Origin of the sequence: Leptothrix sp. (in: b-proteobacteria) (assembly GCF_965250675.1) — a bacterium.
Lineage (GTDB): Bacteria > Pseudomonadota > Gammaproteobacteria > Burkholderiales > Burkholderiaceae_C > Sphaerotilus.
Genome location: NZ_CBDFPH010000003.1, coordinates 202,603 through 218,596, shown reverse-complemented (window position 1 = coordinate 218,596; position 15,994 = coordinate 202,603). Strand labels below are relative to the sequence as shown.

Below are 15,994 nucleotides of genomic sequence, written 5' to 3'. Positions count from 1 at the left end.
AGTTTAGCCAGCCGGCCTGATCCCTGCTTCAGGCCTGTCTTCCACGCGACATTCCTAGGGTTAGCCAGTGGTGGGGCGCCCGCCGGGGCTTTCTATAGTGTTTGCACTTCAATGAATCAAGGAAACACCATGAGCCGCATGCCGGGCCAGATGATGAACATGCCGCTGCTGATCTCCAGCCTGCTGGTGCACGCGGCGCGCCACTCGGGCGACACCGAGATCGTCTCCAAGCGCGTCGAAGGTGACCTGCACCGCTACACCTACCGCGACGCCGAGCTGCGCAGCCGCAAGGTCGCGCAGGCGCTGGCCCGGCTGGGCTGCGAGCCCGGCGACCGCGTGGCCACGCTGGCGTGGAACGGCTACCGGCACTTCGAGATTTATTACGGCACCTCGGGCTCGGAGCTGGTCTGCCACACCATCAACCCGCGCCTGTTCCCCGAGCAGATCGCCTGGATCGCCAACGATGCGGACGACCAGGTGCTCTGCTTCGACCTGAACTTCCTGCCACTGATCGAAAAGCTCGCGCCCGCGCTGACGAGCGTGCGCCACTTCGTGCTGATGACCGACCGCGCCCACATGCCGGCGCAGAGCAGCATCGCCAACCTGCTGTGCTACGAGGAGCTGGTCGAGGCCGAAAACGGCCAGTACACCTGGCCTGACTTTGACGAGAACACCGCGTCGAGCATCTGCTACACGTCCGGCACCACCGGCAACCCCAAGGGCGCCGTCTACAGCCACCGCAGCTCGGTGCTGCATGCCTACGGCTCGGCGCTGCCGGACGCGATGGGCAGCTCGGGCGCCGACGTCATCCTGCCCGTGGTGCCGATGTTCCACGTCAACGCCTGGGGCCTGCCCTACAGCGCGCCGCTGGTGGGCGCCAAGCTGGTGTTCCCCGGGCCGCACCTGGACGGCAAGTCGCTGTTCGACCTGTTCGAGACCGAACAGGTCACCTTCAGCGCCGGCGTGCCCACCGTCTGGCTCGGCCTGATCAACTACATGAAGGCCAACAGTCTGAAGTTCAGCAGCTTCAAGCGCACCGTGATCGGCGGCGCTGCCTGCCCGCCGGCCATGATGCGCACGCTCGAAGATGACTTCGGCGTCGAGGTCATCCACGCCTGGGGCATGACCGAGCTGTCGCCGCTGGGCACGCTCAGCCGTCTGAAAGCCAAGCACAAGGCGCTGCCGGCCGAGGCGCAGCGCCACCTGCTGGAGAAGCAGGGCCGCGTCATCTACGGCGTCGATATGGCCATCGTCGGCGACGACGGCCAGCCGCTGCCCTGGGACGGCAAGTCCAGCGGCGACCTGCTGGTGCGCGGCTCGTGGGTCATCAGCAGCTACTTCAACAGCCGTGTCAACCCGCTGCGCGAGCTCAACGGCCAGGCCTGGTTCCCCACGGGCGACGTGGCGACCATCGACGCCGAAGGCTTCATGCAGATCACCGACCGCAGCAAGGACGTCATCAAGTCCGGCGGCGAGTGGATCAGCTCCATCGACCTCGAGAACATCGCCATGGCCCACCCGGCGGTGCACGAGGCGGCGGTCATCGCCTGCAAGCACCCCAAGTGGGACGAACGCCCGCTGCTGGTGGTGGTCAGGAAGCCCGGCGCCGAGCTGACGCGTGAGGAACTGCTGGCCTTCTACGACGGCCGCATCGCCAAGTGGCAGATTCCGGACGACGTGGTCTTTGTCGATGATCTGCCGCACACCGCCACCGGCAAGCTGCTCAAGCTCAAGCTGCGCGAGCAGTTCAAGGGCCACGTGCTGCCGGGCGTCTGAGTCGGGCTGCCGAACGGGCTGAGGCACACTGCCGACCCGGCCGGCTGGGCCGGTCGAACCGTGCCTCGGACGCTGCTTGGACATCTCGCTACTCAACCTCATCAACAGCGGCATCAACGGCCTCAGCGCCGGGCTGCTGCTGTTCATGCTCAGCGCCGGCCTGACGCTGATCTTCAGCCTGATGGGCGTGCTCAACTTCGCCCACGCCAGCTTCTACATGCTGGGCGCCTATCTGGGCTGGGCGCTGTCGGGCCGCATCGGCTTCTGGCCGGCGTTGCTGGCAGCACCCTTGCTGGTCGGTGCGCTGGGGGCGCTGTTCGAGCGGTTCTTTCTGCGCCGCGTGCAGAAACACGGCCATGTGCCGGAGCTGCTCATCACCTTCGGCCTGTCTTACGTCGTGCTGGAAGGGGTGCAGCTGATCTGGGGCCGCGCGGCGGTGCCGTTCGCGCCGCCGGCGCAGTTGCTGGGCAGCGCGTTCACGCTGGTGCAGTCGCAGGCCTCAGGCTTGAGCTGGGTGATGGGTGCCGCGCCGGCTGAGCTGTGCCGCAGCACGGCCGAGGTGCTGGTCAACTGCTCGCGCTTTCCGCTCACCCGCGCCTTCATGATGGCCGCCGCGCTGCTGATGCTGCTGGCGCTGGCGCTGATCGCGCGCACCCGCATCGGCCTGATCGTGCAAGCGGCGCTGACGCATCCGCAGATGGTCGAGGCGCTCGGCCACGACGTGCCGCGCGTGCGCATGGCGGTGTTCGGCTTCGGCTGCGCGCTGGCGGCGCTGGCGGGCGTGATCGGCGGCATCACCTTCGTGACCGAGCCGTCGATGGCGGCGGTGGTCGGGCCGATCATCTTTGTGGTGGTGGTGGTGGGCGGGCTGGGCTCGCTGGTGGGGGCGTTTTTCGGCTCGCTGCTGATCGGCCTGCTGCAGACGCTGCCGCTGGTACTGCACCCGGCGCTGGCCCAGGCCGCACCGCTGCTGCCGTATCTGCTGCTGGTGCTGATGCTGATCGTGCGCCCGCGCGGGCTGCTCGGCACGCGGGAGACCTGAAGTGAGCCGCCACCTGCTCGGACCGCTGTGGCCCTGGCTCGCCTATGCGCTGCTGCTGACGCTGGCGCCGCTGCTGTGGCGCAGCAGCTTCGCGCTGACGCTGCTGTCACAGATGGGCGTGGCCATCATCATCTGCCTGTCCTACAACCTGCTGTTCGGGCAGGGCGGCATGCTCAGCTTTGGGCATGCGGTCTACAGCGGCCTGGGTGGTTATGTCGCCATTCACGCGCTCAACCAGGTCAGCTCGGGCGACTGGCCGATGCCCGTCAGCCTGATCCCGCTGGCCGGCGGCCTGGGCGGGCTGGCGTGCGCGGCGCTGCTGGGCTGGGTCAGCACGCGCCGGGCCGGTACCACCTTCGCGATGATCACGCTCGGCGTGGGCGAACTGGTTGCCGCGCTGGCGCTGATGTGGCCGGCGTTCTTCGGCGGCGAGGGCGGCGTCAGCGGCAACCGCGTCGTGGGCGCGCCGGTGTGGGGCATCAGCTTCGGGCCGCAGATCGAGCTGTATGGCCTGATCGCCGTCTATTGCTTCCTGTCCACCGCAGCCTTGTACGCGCTGACCCGCACGCCGCTGGGCCGGCTGCTGAACGCGGTGCGTGACAACCCCGAGCGGGTCGAGTTCATCGGCTACAGCACCCGGCGCGTGCGCTACCTGGCTTTCATGATCGCGGGCTTCTTTGCCGGCGTAGGCGGTGGGCTGGGGGCGCTGAACTTCGAGATCGTCACGGCGGAAGTCGTCAGCTCGCACCGCTCGGGCGCCTACCTGCTGTTCGTGTTCCTGGGTGGCGCGGGCTACTTTGCCGGGCCAATCCTGGGCGCGGTGCTGATGGTGCTGGCGCTGGTCTGGCTGTCAGCACTGACGCCGGCATGGCAGCTCTACCTCGGGCTGGCCTTCATGGCGGTCGTGATGGCGGCACCGGGTGGGTTGCTCGGTGTGGTGATGGCAGCGAGCCGGGACCGTCCGTCCGCGCGATCTCTGACGCGAGTGGGGGTGAGCACCGCCGTCGTTCTGGCAGGCATCGTGCTGATCGAGGCCCTCTACCGCTGGCGGGCGGCGTCATGACACCGGTGCTTGAGCTGCGCGGCCTGCAAAAGCAGTTCGGCGCCACGCCTGTCATCCGTGGCGTCGATCTGCAGGTGCGTGCCGGCGAGCGTGTCGCCATCATCGGCCCCAATGGCGCAGGCAAGTCGACGCTGTTCCATCTGATCTCGGGCCGGCTTGCGCCCAGCGTGGGCGAGGTCCGGCTGCATGGCAAGCGCATCGACGGCCTGGCGCCGCACCAGATCTACCGGCGCGGGCTGGCGCGCAGTTTTCAGGTCAGCAACCTGTTCGGAAGCTTGAGCGTGTTCGAGAACCTGCGCTGCGCCGCGCTCTGCCGTCTGGGCTACGGCTATGCGTTCTGGCGCCGGCTGTCGCGCGCGCAGGACGCCAACGCCCGCGCCGAGCAACTGCTGGCGCAACTCGGCCTTGGTGCGCGCCGCGATGACCTGGCCGCGAACCTGAGTTATGCCGAGCAGCGTGCGCTCGAGATCGGCCTGACGCTGGCCGGCGACTGTGGTGTGGTGCTGCTCGATGAGCCGACCGCTGGCATGAGCCGCAGCGAGACGCAGCATGTCGTGCAACTGATCCGCCAGGTCACGGCGGGCAAGACGCTGCTGATGGTCGAGCACGACATGAGTGTGGTGTTCGAGCTGGCCGACCGCATCGCGGTGCTGGTGCACGGCGAGGTGATCGCCTTCGACACCCCCGCGCAGGTGCGCGCCAACCCGCGTGTGCAGCAGGCCTATCTCGGCGTTTGACGATGATTGCGCAATGTTTGATCTGGGCCAAGTCGGCGGGAGCGATATTTGTACGCCTGACGCTCAATGATGACTCGGGCATGTGAGACTCGACTTGCGGCCGATTGACGGCTCGGTCAAAAGGCAAATATCCATGGTTTCGGACACTCCAGAAGCCACCGAGTTGCGGTTCGGCAAATTGCTGAATCGATTGGGCCTGATTGTTTTCCTGGCCCTGATCCTGTTTGTTGCCGGGTTTTCCTGGCTGTCCTGGAGTTCGGTGCGGGACGCGCAGGCGTCCGAGTTGCGCACCGTGGCTGAAATGGGCGCGCAGAGCGCCGACGTGTATTTCTCCAAGCTGGGCAGCGCGCTTCAGGCGCTTGATGACCGCTTGGACGAGCGCGGCGCCATACCAGACGATGCTGTGGCGCAGCGTCATTTCGCGCGTCTGCTGGCCTTCAATCCGGAGTTGTACAACGCCACCTTGACGCGTCCGGATGGCGTCATCCTGTTCAGTGCCCTGCATTCGTCCAGTGCCTTGTTGCCGCGAGTGACCGATGCTTCGTTCTTCCTCTCGGTGGCGGCTCACCTTCACGGGCATTCGCAAGCCGGCCAGAATCTCGAGATCGGTCAGCCGCGCAAAAGCATTCTGGTCAACCAGTGGGTCATTCCGCTGCGCTACTTCAGCTTCAATGCGGCGGGCGCGTTACGCCACGTGATTTCGGCGCAAATCCCGGTGGGCATCCTGCAGAATTTCTGGAAGGACACGCCCATCGCCCGCCGCGTGGTCTTCGGTCTGATCCGGGACGACGGGTATGTGCTGAGCCGCTACCCGTCTGGCTCGGCCGAGACGGTCGACACCCTCTACGCCAGGCCCCGTACGGGTGCGCTGATCACCGAATTGCGAGAAAAAGGCTTCCCCAGCAGCGGCTATATCGAGGGCGCCAGCAGCATCGATCCCACCATGATGCTGCAGAGCTACAAGCGGCTGACCCATTTTCCGGTGACGCAGTTCGTCACCATGCCGCTGTCGCAGGTGCAGGCGGCCTGGTGGAGCAAGGTGCAGATGCCTTGTCTGATGCTCGGGCTGATGCTGGCGCTCAGCGGGCTGGCGTACGGCTTTTTTCTGCACCGCCAGGCCGCCTGGGTGCGCGAGCGGCAGCGCGCCCGCGAACTCAACAACCGGCTCACCTACTTCGATGCCTTGACGGGCTTGCCCAATGGCCGCCTGTTGATGGAGCGCATCGAGCTGGCCCTGGCCGCAGCGGAAAAAACCGAAGCCGTGTCGGCGCTGATCTGCCTGCAGGTGAGCAATTTCCAGGTCATCAACGACGCACGAGGCTATGCGCTGGGCGACGATCTGCTCAAGGCCGTGGCCCGGCGCCTCAACCTGTTCATTCAGCCGGGTGACACCGTCGCGCGCAATGGGCGCGACGAATTCGTGCTGCTGCTCGCCACCCATGCCAAAGCGCTGGACGCCGGGCAGGAGCACGCCCAAGCGCAGGCGCATGCGTTGATGCGGGCGCTCAAGCAGCCCATCGTGATCGATGGCAAGTCTTTCTCGGTGATTCTCAGCATCGGCGTGACGCTGTTGCCCAAGCCCGGCGTCAGCGCGATCGACCTGCTGCGCGAGGCCGACACCGCCATGTACTGCGCCAAGCTGCGCGAGCGCGACCAGGTGGAGTTCTTTGCCGCCGCGATGCGTGCCCAGGTGGAAGACCGCGCGCTGCTGGAAGAGGATCTGGCCGACTCCATCGCCGCCCGCCATGTAGACCTGCACCTGCAGCCCCAGATGGACCAGGATGGTGTGCCGCGCGGTGCCGAGTTGCTGATGCGCTGGCATCACCCGCTGCGCGGCAATATTCCGCCCTCGCATTTCATTCCCCTGGCCGAGGAGTCGGGGCTGATCGGCCAGCTGCTGGAGTGGACCCTGCGGCGCGGCTGCGAGATTCAGCTGCAACTTGCGCAGGCGGCCCAAAGCCTGCCGGTGTCCATCAACATCAGCCCGCGCCAGTTCCAGCAGCCCGACTTCGTCGAGCTGGTGCGCGCCGTGCTGACCGAGACGGGAGCCGACCCGAAGCGCCTGATCTTCGAGGTCACCGAGGGCATGATGATCGACAACCTGGAGGAGGCCATCCACCGCATGCACCAGCTTACCGCCTGGGGCTTGCGCTTCTCGCTGGATGACTTCGGTACCGGCTACTCCAGCCTGTCCTATCTGAAGCGGCTGCCGCTGTACGAACTCAAGATCGACAAGAGCTTTGTGCGCGAGGTGCCGCACGATGCGCATGACACCACCATCGTGCGGCTGATCATTTCCATGGCGCGCGAACTGGGCCTGCGTGTGGTAGCCGAAGGGGTGGAGACGCCGCAGCAGGCCCAATTCCTGATCGGCGAGGGCTGCGAGTTGCTGCAGGGCTTCCTCTATGCCAGGCCCATGCCGGTCTCCGACTGGCTGAACCGGGACCGTTCCGAGGAACTGGCAAGCGGGCCCGCGACTGCGCCCGCCCCGATGCTGCCCGTGCTGTCGTCCTTCACTTCAACGGTGGCCCACTGAGCCTTGTATCTTTAAGCCTCGGACCGGCTCGGGCATCCCGAGCGGCCTCTGGGCCAGTTGTTGAAGCCCGTGAGTGAGCACTGGGCACCTGAGCCGGACCGTCCTTCTCCGCAGCCCGAACGGTTGTTGGAACATGCAGTTCGCATAGACAAGGATGGGAGTGAGAGGACGTGTCCGACTCTGTTTTCGTGGGAATCGACGTTTCGAGCCAGACCTTGGAGGTGGCCAGCACGGCCGCGCCCAAGACCTGGCAGGTCAGCAACGACGCGGCGGGCATCGAGCAACTGGTCAGCCAGTTGACCGCCGCACGGCCTGAACTGGTCGTGCTCGAAGCCACCGGCGGCTACGAGTTCGAGGCGGCGAGTGCGCTGCAAGCGAGCGGCCTGGCGGTGGCGGTGGTCAACCCTCGAACGGCGCGCGACTTCGCCCGGGCGATGGGCGCGCTGGCCAAGACCGACGCGCTGGACGCGCGCATGCTGGCGCTGTTTGCCCGCACGCTGCACCAGCGCCCGGACCGCGAGCGCTTCGTCAAGCCGCTGGCCGATGCCGAACTGCAGCGCCTGCAGGCGCTGGTGCTGCGCCGGCGCCAGCTCGTGCAGATGCTCACCGCCGAGCGCCAGCGCATGCGCCTGTCGCATGCTGCGGCACGGCCCAGCATCGAGCGGGTCATCGAGTTCTTGAAGCGCGAGCTCGGTGACAGCGACGCCGAGGTGGCCGTCCATGTCCAGCACCATCACGCCGAGCTCGCCGCCGCGCTGAGCAGCGTGCCGGGCATCGGCGCGACCAGCGTGGCGGTGCTGCTGGCCGAGTTGCCCGAGCTGGGTCAGCTCGACCGGCGCCGTGCGGCGGCGCTGGTGGGCGTGGCCCCGCTCAACCGCGATTCGGGTCAGATGCGCGGCCAACGCGCCATCTGGGGCGGGCGTGCCGAGGTGCGCCGCACCCTGTACATGGCTACGCTGGTGGCCGTGCGTCACTGCTCGGCCTTCCGGGTGTTTTACGAACGCCTGCTGGCCAATGGCAAGCGCAAGAAGGTCGCCCTGGTCGCCGCCATGCGCAAGCTCATCGGCGTGCTCAACGCCATCGCCAAACACCGTTCCAGGTGGGTGCCTATGCTGCATGACACTTGACTTTTAAGACGGTTGCTCATTCCTACAATGGCGCCCGCCCGGTGGGGGTGGTCATCGAGAGGTTCATGAAGGCAAATTTTTCCAAGCCGAGCCGGCTGGAAGTGACCGATCTGTACGCCGGCTACGGTCGCAGCCAGGTGCTGCGCGGCGTGAGCTTCGAGGTCGCCGCAGGCGAAATCGTCAGCCTGCTGGGGCGCAACGGCTCGGGGCGATCGACCACCGTCAAGGCGGTGATGGGGCTGGTCGAGGCGCAAGGCTCGGCGCGTTGGAACGGGCGCGAACTGGTGGGCCAGTCGGCGTTCTGCGTCGCCCAGGCCGGCGTGGGTTACGTGCCCGAGAACCGCGACGTGTTTCCCCGGCTCACGGTTGAACAGAACCTGATCCTGGGTGAAAAACGAGGCAAACAGCGCGGCGAACAGCCCGGTGCCATGGGCACCCACGACGATTGGCGCCTCGACGACATGTACCGGCTTTTCCCCCGCCTGCGCGAGCGCCGTCATACCGAGGCCGGCGTGCTCTCGGGTGGCGAGCAGCAGATGCTCACGCTCTGCCGCACGCTGATGGGCAACCCGGCGCTGATGTTGATCGACGAACCGACCGAGGGCCTGGCGCCGCTCATCGTCGTGCAGGTGGCTGAATTCCTGCGCGAGTTGCGGCGGCGCGGCGTGGCGGTGCTGCTGGTCGAGCAGAAGCTCACGCTGGCGCTGGACGTGGCCGACCGCTGCCTGGTGATGGGCCATGGCCAGATCGTCTTTGCCGGCCCGCCCGCCGAGTTGCGCGCCCATGTGGCAGTGCGGCGGGAGTGGCTGGAGGTTTGATTTCTATATTGCTGAACGGGAGCCCATCGTGCTGACCTGTATTTTTCAAAGCGGCGATTCGACTGCCGTGCATGTCCCGAAGGAATTGGCCTTTATGGTGATCCGGCCGATAGAGCGGCGTACCTTGGCGGGGCTGGCGGAGGCGTTGGCCCTGTTTCCCACCACGTTCATGGCTGAGGGGCGTGAGCGGGACTGGGTGACGGGTCAGTCGTTTGGCGGCTCGGTCTGAGGGTTAGCCCGGGGCGCGGCACAACGTCGCTTGTCGCCAAGCGGACAAGGCGGTGTCAAGACCCGCTCCTAAACTGAACTCACCCATTCCAGAGGATCTTCATGAGCGCCACCTACCAGACCTGCGGCCCCAACGGCAATGTGGCCGTGATCACGTTGAACAACCCGCCCGTCAACGGCCTGAGCCTGGCCGCACGGCGCGCGCTGGCCGAGCAGCTGGACCGGGCTGAGGACGATGCGGCCATCACCGCCGTGGTGCTCACGGGCGCCGGCAAGGCCTTCTGCGCCGGGGCGGACATCAAGGAGTTCGGCTCGCCGCAGGCCATCATCGAGCCCAATCTGTTCAGCCTGATCCTGCGCATCGAGCAGTTCAGCAAGCCGGTGGTGGCGGCCATTCACGGCATCTGCATGGGCGGCGGGCTGGAGCTGGCGCTGGGCTGCCACTACCGCGTGGCGCCGCCGGGTGCGACGGTGGCGCTGCCGGAAGTCAAGATCGGCCTGGTGCCGGGCGCGGGTGGTACGCAGCGGCTGCCGCGGGTGTTGGGCGCGGAGACGGCGCTGAACATGATCGTCACCGGCGAGCCGGTCAAGAGCGAGGTGCTGGCGCAGATCCCGGGCCAAAAGCTGTTTGACCGCCTGATCGACGGCGACCTGCTGGCCGGCGCGCTGGCCTTGGCCGAGGAAAGGGCCGCCGTGCGCCCGCTGCCGCTGGTGCGCCACCTGCCTGCTACCCATCCGGAGGCCGACGGCTACTTCCAGTTCGCACGCAACACCGCGCGCGCCATGGCCAAGCACTTCCCGGCGCCGCTGCGCTGCGTCGATTGCGTCGAGCAAGCCGTCAAGAACGGCACGCCGGCCCAATTCGAGGCGGGCATCAGCTATGAACGCACCGCGTTCCTGAACCTGATCATGACGCCCGAGAGCCGCGCGCTGCGCCACGCCTTCTTTGCCGAGCGCGCCGCCAGCAAGATCGCCGATGTGCCCGACGACACGCCGCTGCGTCCGATTGCAAAAGTGGCCGTCATCGGTGCCGGCACCATGGGTGGCGGCATTGCGATGAACTTCCTCAACGCTGGCCTGCCGGTGGTGATGCTTGAAGCCAAGCCCGAGGCGCTGGAGCGTGGCGTGGCCACGATCCGCAAGAACTACGAGGCGCAGGTCAAGAAGGGCAAGCTCAAGCCCGACAAGCTCGACGCCCGCATGGCGCTGCTGAGCACGACGCTGGATTACGCTGACTTGGCCGAAGCGGATCTGGTGATCGAGGCGGTGTTCGAGGACCTCGACGTCAAGCGCGCCGTGTTCGAGCAACTCGACGCGGTCATGAAGCCCGGCGCGATCCTGGCCAGCAACACCAGCACGCTGGACCTCAACCGGATTGCGGCCTTCACGCAGCGCCCGCAGGACGTGATCGGCACGCACTTCTTCAGCCCCGCCAACGTCATGAAGCTGCTGGAGGTGGTGCGCGGCGAACAGACCGCCCGCGACGTGCTGGCCACGGTGATGGCGCTGGGCAAGAAGATCAAGAAGACCTGCGTGGTGTCGGGCGTGTGCGATGGCTTCATCGGCAACCGCATGATCGAGCAGTACTTCCGCCAGTCGACCTTCCTGCTCGAAGAAGGCGCCACGCCGGCGCAGGTGGATCGGGCGATGGAAAAGTTCGGCTTCGCGATGGGCCCGTTCCGCATGAGCGACCTGGCCGGCAACGACGTGGGCTGGTACATCCGCAAGCGGCGTTACCTGGAAAAGCCCGAACTGCGCTACAGCAAGACGGCCGATCTGCTGTGCGAGCTGGGCCGCTTCGGCCAGAAAACCAGCGCCGGCTGGTACGACTACGCGCCGGGCAAGCGCGACGCGCAACCGAGCGCGCGGGTCGAGCAGATGATTGCCGACCACCGCGCCACGCTGGGCCTGGCGCCGCGCAAGATCAGCGACGACGAGATCGTGCACCGGCTGGTCTACGCGCTGGTCAACGAGGGCGCACGCCTGCTGGAAGAAGGCATTGCCAGCAAGGCCGGCGACATCGACATGGTCTACCTGACCGGCTACGGCTTCCCGCTGCACCGCGGCGGGCCGATGGCGTATGCCAACGAACAGGGCCTGTTCAACGTAGTGCAGGCTCTCAAACGATTTGCCCGCAATCCACACGATGACGGCGCCTTCTGGCAGCCTGCGCCGCTTTTGGCGCGCCTGGCCGCCGACGGTGGCACTTTCAACTGATCACGACGACCGCAACCAAGGAATCCATATGAGCAACGCCGTGATCGTCTCCACTGCCCGCACCCCGCTCGCCAAGAGCTGGAAAGGCTCGTTCAACCTGACCCATGGCGCCACGCTCGGCGGCCATGCGGTGGCCGCTGCCGTGGCGCGCGCCGGCATTGACGCCGGTGCCATCGAAGACGTGCTGATGGGCTGCGCCAACCCCGAAGGCGCCACGGGCTGGAACATCGCCCGCCAGGTGGCGATCCGTGCCGGCCTGCCGATGACGGTGTCGGGCCTGACCGTCAACCGCTTCTGCTCCAGCGGGCTGCAGACCCTTGCGCTGGCCGCGCAACGCATCATGACCGGCGAGGGCGAGGTTTACGTGGCCGGCGGCGTCGAGAGCATTTCCTGCGTCCAGCAGGAGATGAACCAGCACATGTTCGAGGACAGCTGGCTCAAGGCCCACAAGCCCGAGATCTACTGGCCGATGCTGCAGACCGCCGAGACCGTCGCCAAGCGCTACGGCATCGCCCGCGACCGCATGGACGAGTACGGCGCCCAGAGCCAGCAGCGCGCCTGCGCCGCGCAGGCGGCGGGCAAGTTTGCTGACGAGATCACACCCATCACCGTGACCGCTGGCGTGGCTGACAAGGTGCTGGGCCTGCGCACCCGTGAAGTGACTGTCAGCACCGACGAAGGCTTGCGCGAAGGCACGACGCTGGACGCGGTGCGCGGCATTCGCAGCGCACTGCCCGGCGGCGTGGTGACGGCCGGCAACGCCAGCCAGTTCAGCGATGGCGCGGGCGCCTGCGTGGTGGTCGATGAGCGTTACGCCGAGCGCCACGGCCTCGCGCCGCTGGGCCGTTTCCTGGGCTTTGCGACGGCGGGCTGCGAGCCCGATGAGATGGGCATCGGCCCGGTCTTTGCTGTCCCGAAGCTGCTGGCGCGGCTGGGCCTGAGCGTCGACGACATCGACCTGTGGGAGTTGAACGAAGCCTTCGCGGTGCAGGTGCTGTACTGCGCCGACCGGCTCGGCATTCCGATGGACCGCCTCAACGTCAACGGCGGTGCCATCGCGCTGGGCCACCCCTACGGCATGAGCGGCCAGCGCCTCACGGGCCACGCGCTGATCGAAGGCCGCCGGCGCGGCGCGCGCTACGTCTGCGTGACGATGTGCGTGGGCGGCGGCATGGGCGCGGCGGGCGTGTTCGAGGTCCTGTGAGCGGCCCGATGCAGTTTCCCGTCGTCATTCCGTTTGTCGAGCACCTGGGTTTCGAGCTGATCCGCTTCGAGGGCGGCGTGGCTGAAATCCAGCTCGATTTGCGCCCCGAGTTGCTCAACTCCTTTCTGGTCGGGCACGGCGGCGTGTCGATGACGCTGCTCGATGTGGTGATGGCGCATGCCGCGCGCAGCGTCAACGCCGAGCCGGGTGATACGGCGCCCGGCGCCGTCACCATCGAGATGAAGACCAGCTTCATGCGCCCCGCCGAGGGCCGGCTGCGCGCGGTCGGCCGCCTGCTGCACCGCAGCGCGACGATGGCCTTCACCGAAGGGCATGTGTACGGCGGCGACGGCCAGTTGTGCGCCCACGCCACCGGCACCTTCAAATACGTGCGGCGCCTGCCGGCGGGTCGGGAGATCAAGCCGCTGCAGCGCCGCCTGGATGGCAATGGCTCGGATTGAGCAAGGACAAAAATGATTCATCACGTCGTGATCTGGACGCTCAAGAACCCGGCCGAAATCGGCCGCTTCAAGGCGCTGCTGGAGAGTTGCGCCGGCCTCGTGCCCGGCATGCTGCGCTTCGAGGTCGGCAGCCGTGAGGCGCCGCTGCCCGCCGGGCTGGAAGCCACGGGTGACGTGGTGCTGGTGTCGAGCTTCGAGTCGGTCGAGGCGCTGCAGGCCTATCAGACGCATCCGCATCACAAGGTGGTGGGGGCCGAGCTGGGGCCGATGCGGCAGGGCAAGCAGGTGCTGGACTGGGTGGCCTGAGCCGGGCTGCGGCGCGCGAAAAAGCGCTATGGCACACTCGCCCGCTTCATTTTTTGCATCCGGCGCAGCCGCGCCGCCAGCGCCTTGGACAAGATTCTTTTGCAGATTGCGGCGGAACTCAGCGTTCGCCCGGCCCAGGTCAGCACGGCCGTGCAGTTGCTTGATGGCGGTGCCACCGTGCCCTTCATCGCCCGCTACCGCAAGGAGGCCACCGACGGCCTCGACGACATCCAGCTGCGCGAACTGGAGTCACGCCTGGGCTACCTGCGCGAGCTGGAAGACCGCCGCGCAGCGGTGCTGAAAAGCATCGACGAACAAGGCAAGCTCACGCCCGCGCTGCGCGCCGCGATTGACGCCGCGCCGACCAAGCAGGAGCTCGAAGACCTGTATCTGCCCTACAAGCAGAAGCGCCGCACCAAAGGCCTGATCGCCCGCGAGGCCGGTATCGAGCCGCTGGCCGACAAGTTGTTTGCCGATCCGTCGCTGGACCCGCGCGCCGAGGCCGAGGCCTTCATCAACGCCGAGGCCGGTTTTGCCGACGCGCTGGCGGTGCTCGACGGCGTGCGCGACATCCTGAGCGAGCGCTGGGCCGAGGACGCCGTGCTGGTCAAGGGCCTGCGCGAATGGCTGTGGGACGAGGGCCTGTTCAAGTCCAAGCGCGTGGATGGCAAGGACGAGCACAACGCCGACGTCGCCAAGTTCCGCGACTATTTCGACTACGACGAGCCGATCCGCCGCGTGCCCTCGCACCGGGCGCTGGCGGTCTTCCGTGGCCGCACGCTGGAGATCCTTGACGCCAAGCTGGCAACCGATGAAGAGTTGCAGCCCGGTCAGCCCAGCCTGGCCGAAGGCAAGATCGCCATTCACCTGCGCTGGAGCCACGCCAAGCGGCCCAGCGACGACCTGATCCGCAAGGCCATCGCCTGGACCTGGAAGGTCAAGCTGTCCTTGAGCCTGGAGCGCGACCTGTTCACCCGGCTGCGCGAAGAGGCTGAAGCTGTCGCTATCAAGGTCTTCAGCGAAAACCTGCGTGACCTGCTGCTGGCCGCGCCGGCCGGCAAGCGCGTCGTCATGGGGCTGGACCCCGGCATCCGCACCGGCGTCAAGGTCGCGGTGGTCAGCGACACCGGCAAGGTGCTCGACACCTGCGCGGTCTTTCCGCACGAGCCCAAGCGCGACTGGGAGGGCTCGCTGCACACGCTGGCCAAGCTCTGCGCCACGCACGGCGTCAACCTGATCGCCATCGGCAATGGCACCGCCAGCCGCGAGACCGACAAGCTGGCCGCCGACCTGATCAAGCGCCTGGCCCAGCTGGCGCCGGACCGCAGCATCGACAAGGTGGTGGTCAGCGAGGCCGGCGCCTCGGTCTACTCGGCCAGCGAGTTCGCCAGCAAGGAGCTGCCGGACCTGGACGTGAGCCTGCGCGGCGCGGTGTCGATCGCCCGGCGGCTGCAGGACCCGCTGGCCGAGCTGGTCAAGATCGACCCCAAGAGCATCGGCGTGGGCCAGTACCAGCACGACGTCAACCAGGGCGAGCTGGCGCGAACGCTCGGCACGGTGATCGAGGATTGCGTCAACTCGGTGGGCGTGGACCTGAACACCGCCTCGGCGCCGCTGCTGTCACGCGTGTCGGGCCTGAGCGGCACGGTGGCGGCGAGCATCGTGCGCTGGCGTGATGCCAACGGCGCGTTCCGCAACCGCAAGCAGCTGCTCGACGTGGCGGGCCTGGGCCCCAAGACCTTCGAGCAGGCGGCGGGATTCCTGCGCATCCGCGGCGGCGACAACCCGCTCGACCTGACCGGCGTGCACCCCGAGACCTACCCGGTGGTCGAGCGGATGATGGCCGCCACCAGTCGCCCGATCGGCGAGCTGATGGGCCGCAGCGATGTGCTCAAGGCCCTCAAGCCCGAGCTGTTCGCGACCGAGAAGTTCGGCGCCATCACGGTGCGCGACATCCTGACCGAGCTGGAGAAACCCGGCCGCGATCCGCGCCCGGATTTCAAGGTGGCGCGCTTCAACGACGGCGTCGAAGACATCAAGGACCTGACCGAAGGCATGGTGCTCGAAGGCACGGTGTCCAACGTGGCGCAGTTCGGCGCCTTCGTCGACTTGGGCGTGCACCAGGACGGGCTGGTGCATGTCAGCCAGTTGAGCAACAAGTTCGTGACCGACGCGCGCGAGGTGGTCAAGACCGGCGACATCGTCAAGGTGCGCGTGCTGGAAGTCGACCTGCCGCGCAAGCGCATCTCGCTGACCATGAAGCTCGATGCCCCGGCGCAGGCCAAGGGCGCGGGCAAGGCGGCGGACAACAGCTTCCGGGCGGCAGGGCGGGGCGAGCGGCCTGCGGCGTCATCGCCACGCCACGCTGCACCCGCGCAAGGCAATGCGATGGCGGCGGCGTTCGCCAAACTGCAAGGCAAGCGCTGATCAGGGAATACAGCTCAGCTTCATGCAAAGCTTCTAGGATGAAGAGATGCCA

At 67.1% G+C, this 15,994-nt stretch carries 13 protein-coding genes; all 13 read left to right on the top strand.

Annotation, left to right across the window (positions count from 1 at the left end; genetic code table 11):
* Positions 1-138 precede the first annotated feature (138 nt).
* Positions 139-1,776, top strand: coding sequence for a 3-(methylthio)propionyl-CoA ligase (locus AC5IG3_RS06500; RefSeq protein WP_491905658.1), 1,638 nt, complete (start codon positions 139-141; stop codon positions 1,774-1,776).
* 82 nt (positions 1,777-1,858) lie between these two features.
* Entirely contained in the window at positions 1,859-2,818 is a 960-nt protein-coding gene (locus tag AC5IG3_RS06495) for a branched-chain amino acid ABC transporter permease (RefSeq protein ID WP_491905657.1), read from the top strand.
* Between the two features lies 1 nt (position 2,819).
* The gene (locus tag AC5IG3_RS06490) at positions 2,820-3,881 is read left to right on the top strand and encodes a branched-chain amino acid ABC transporter permease (protein ID WP_491905465.1); all 1,062 of its coding nucleotides are present in this window, start codon (positions 2,820-2,822) and stop codon (positions 3,879-3,881) included.
* A complete protein-coding gene (locus tag AC5IG3_RS06485; RefSeq protein ID WP_491905464.1) occupies positions 3,878-4,618 on the top strand; it encodes an ABC transporter ATP-binding protein in 741 nt (246 codons plus the stop codon). The genes AC5IG3_RS06490 and AC5IG3_RS06485 overlap by 4 nt, the downstream gene beginning before the upstream one ends.
* A 133-nt stretch (positions 4,619-4,751) precedes the next feature.
* A complete protein-coding gene (locus AC5IG3_RS06480; RefSeq protein ID WP_491905463.1) occupies positions 4,752-7,154 on the top strand; it encodes a putative bifunctional diguanylate cyclase/phosphodiesterase in 2,403 nt (800 codons plus the stop codon).
* A 170-nt stretch (positions 7,155-7,324) separates the two neighbouring features.
* Positions 7,325-8,281 (top strand): IS110 family transposase, encoded by a 957-nt coding sequence (locus AC5IG3_RS06475; protein ID WP_491905462.1) that lies wholly within the window; start codon positions 7,325-7,327, stop codon positions 8,279-8,281.
* Positions 8,282-8,346: 65 nt separating this feature from the next.
* Positions 8,347-9,099 carry an ABC transporter ATP-binding protein gene (locus AC5IG3_RS06470; RefSeq protein ID WP_491905461.1) on the top strand — a complete coding sequence of 251 codons (753 nt, stop codon included), beginning with the start codon at positions 8,347-8,349 and terminating at the stop codon, positions 9,097-9,099.
* A 28-nt stretch (positions 9,100-9,127) separates the two neighbouring features.
* The gene (locus tag AC5IG3_RS06465; protein WP_491905460.1) at positions 9,128-9,328 is read left to right on the top strand and encodes a hypothetical protein; all 201 of its coding nucleotides are present in this window, start codon (positions 9,128-9,130) and stop codon (positions 9,326-9,328) included.
* Between the two features lie 101 nt (positions 9,329-9,429).
* A complete protein-coding gene (locus AC5IG3_RS06460) occupies positions 9,430-11,544 on the top strand; it encodes a 3-hydroxyacyl-CoA dehydrogenase NAD-binding domain-containing protein (protein WP_491905459.1) in 2,115 nt (704 codons plus the stop codon).
* A gap of 28 nt (positions 11,545-11,572) precedes the next feature.
* Positions 11,573-12,748: an acetyl-CoA C-acyltransferase gene (locus AC5IG3_RS06455; protein WP_491905458.1), complete on the top strand. Its 1,176-nt coding sequence runs from the start codon at positions 11,573-11,575 to the stop codon at positions 12,746-12,748.
* Between the two features lie 8 nt (positions 12,749-12,756).
* A complete protein-coding gene (locus AC5IG3_RS06450; RefSeq protein WP_491905457.1) occupies positions 12,757-13,209 on the top strand; it encodes a PaaI family thioesterase in 453 nt (150 codons plus the stop codon).
* 12 nt (positions 13,210-13,221) lie between these two features.
* Positions 13,222-13,515 carry a Dabb family protein gene (locus AC5IG3_RS06445; RefSeq protein WP_491905456.1) on the top strand — a complete coding sequence of 98 codons (294 nt, stop codon included), beginning with the start codon at positions 13,222-13,224 and terminating at the stop codon, positions 13,513-13,515.
* Positions 13,516-13,599: 84 nt separating this feature from the next.
* A complete protein-coding gene (locus AC5IG3_RS06440) occupies positions 13,600-15,942 on the top strand; it encodes a Tex family protein (protein WP_491905455.1) in 2,343 nt (780 codons plus the stop codon).
* The last annotated feature ends 52 nt before the right edge of the window (positions 15,943-15,994 follow it).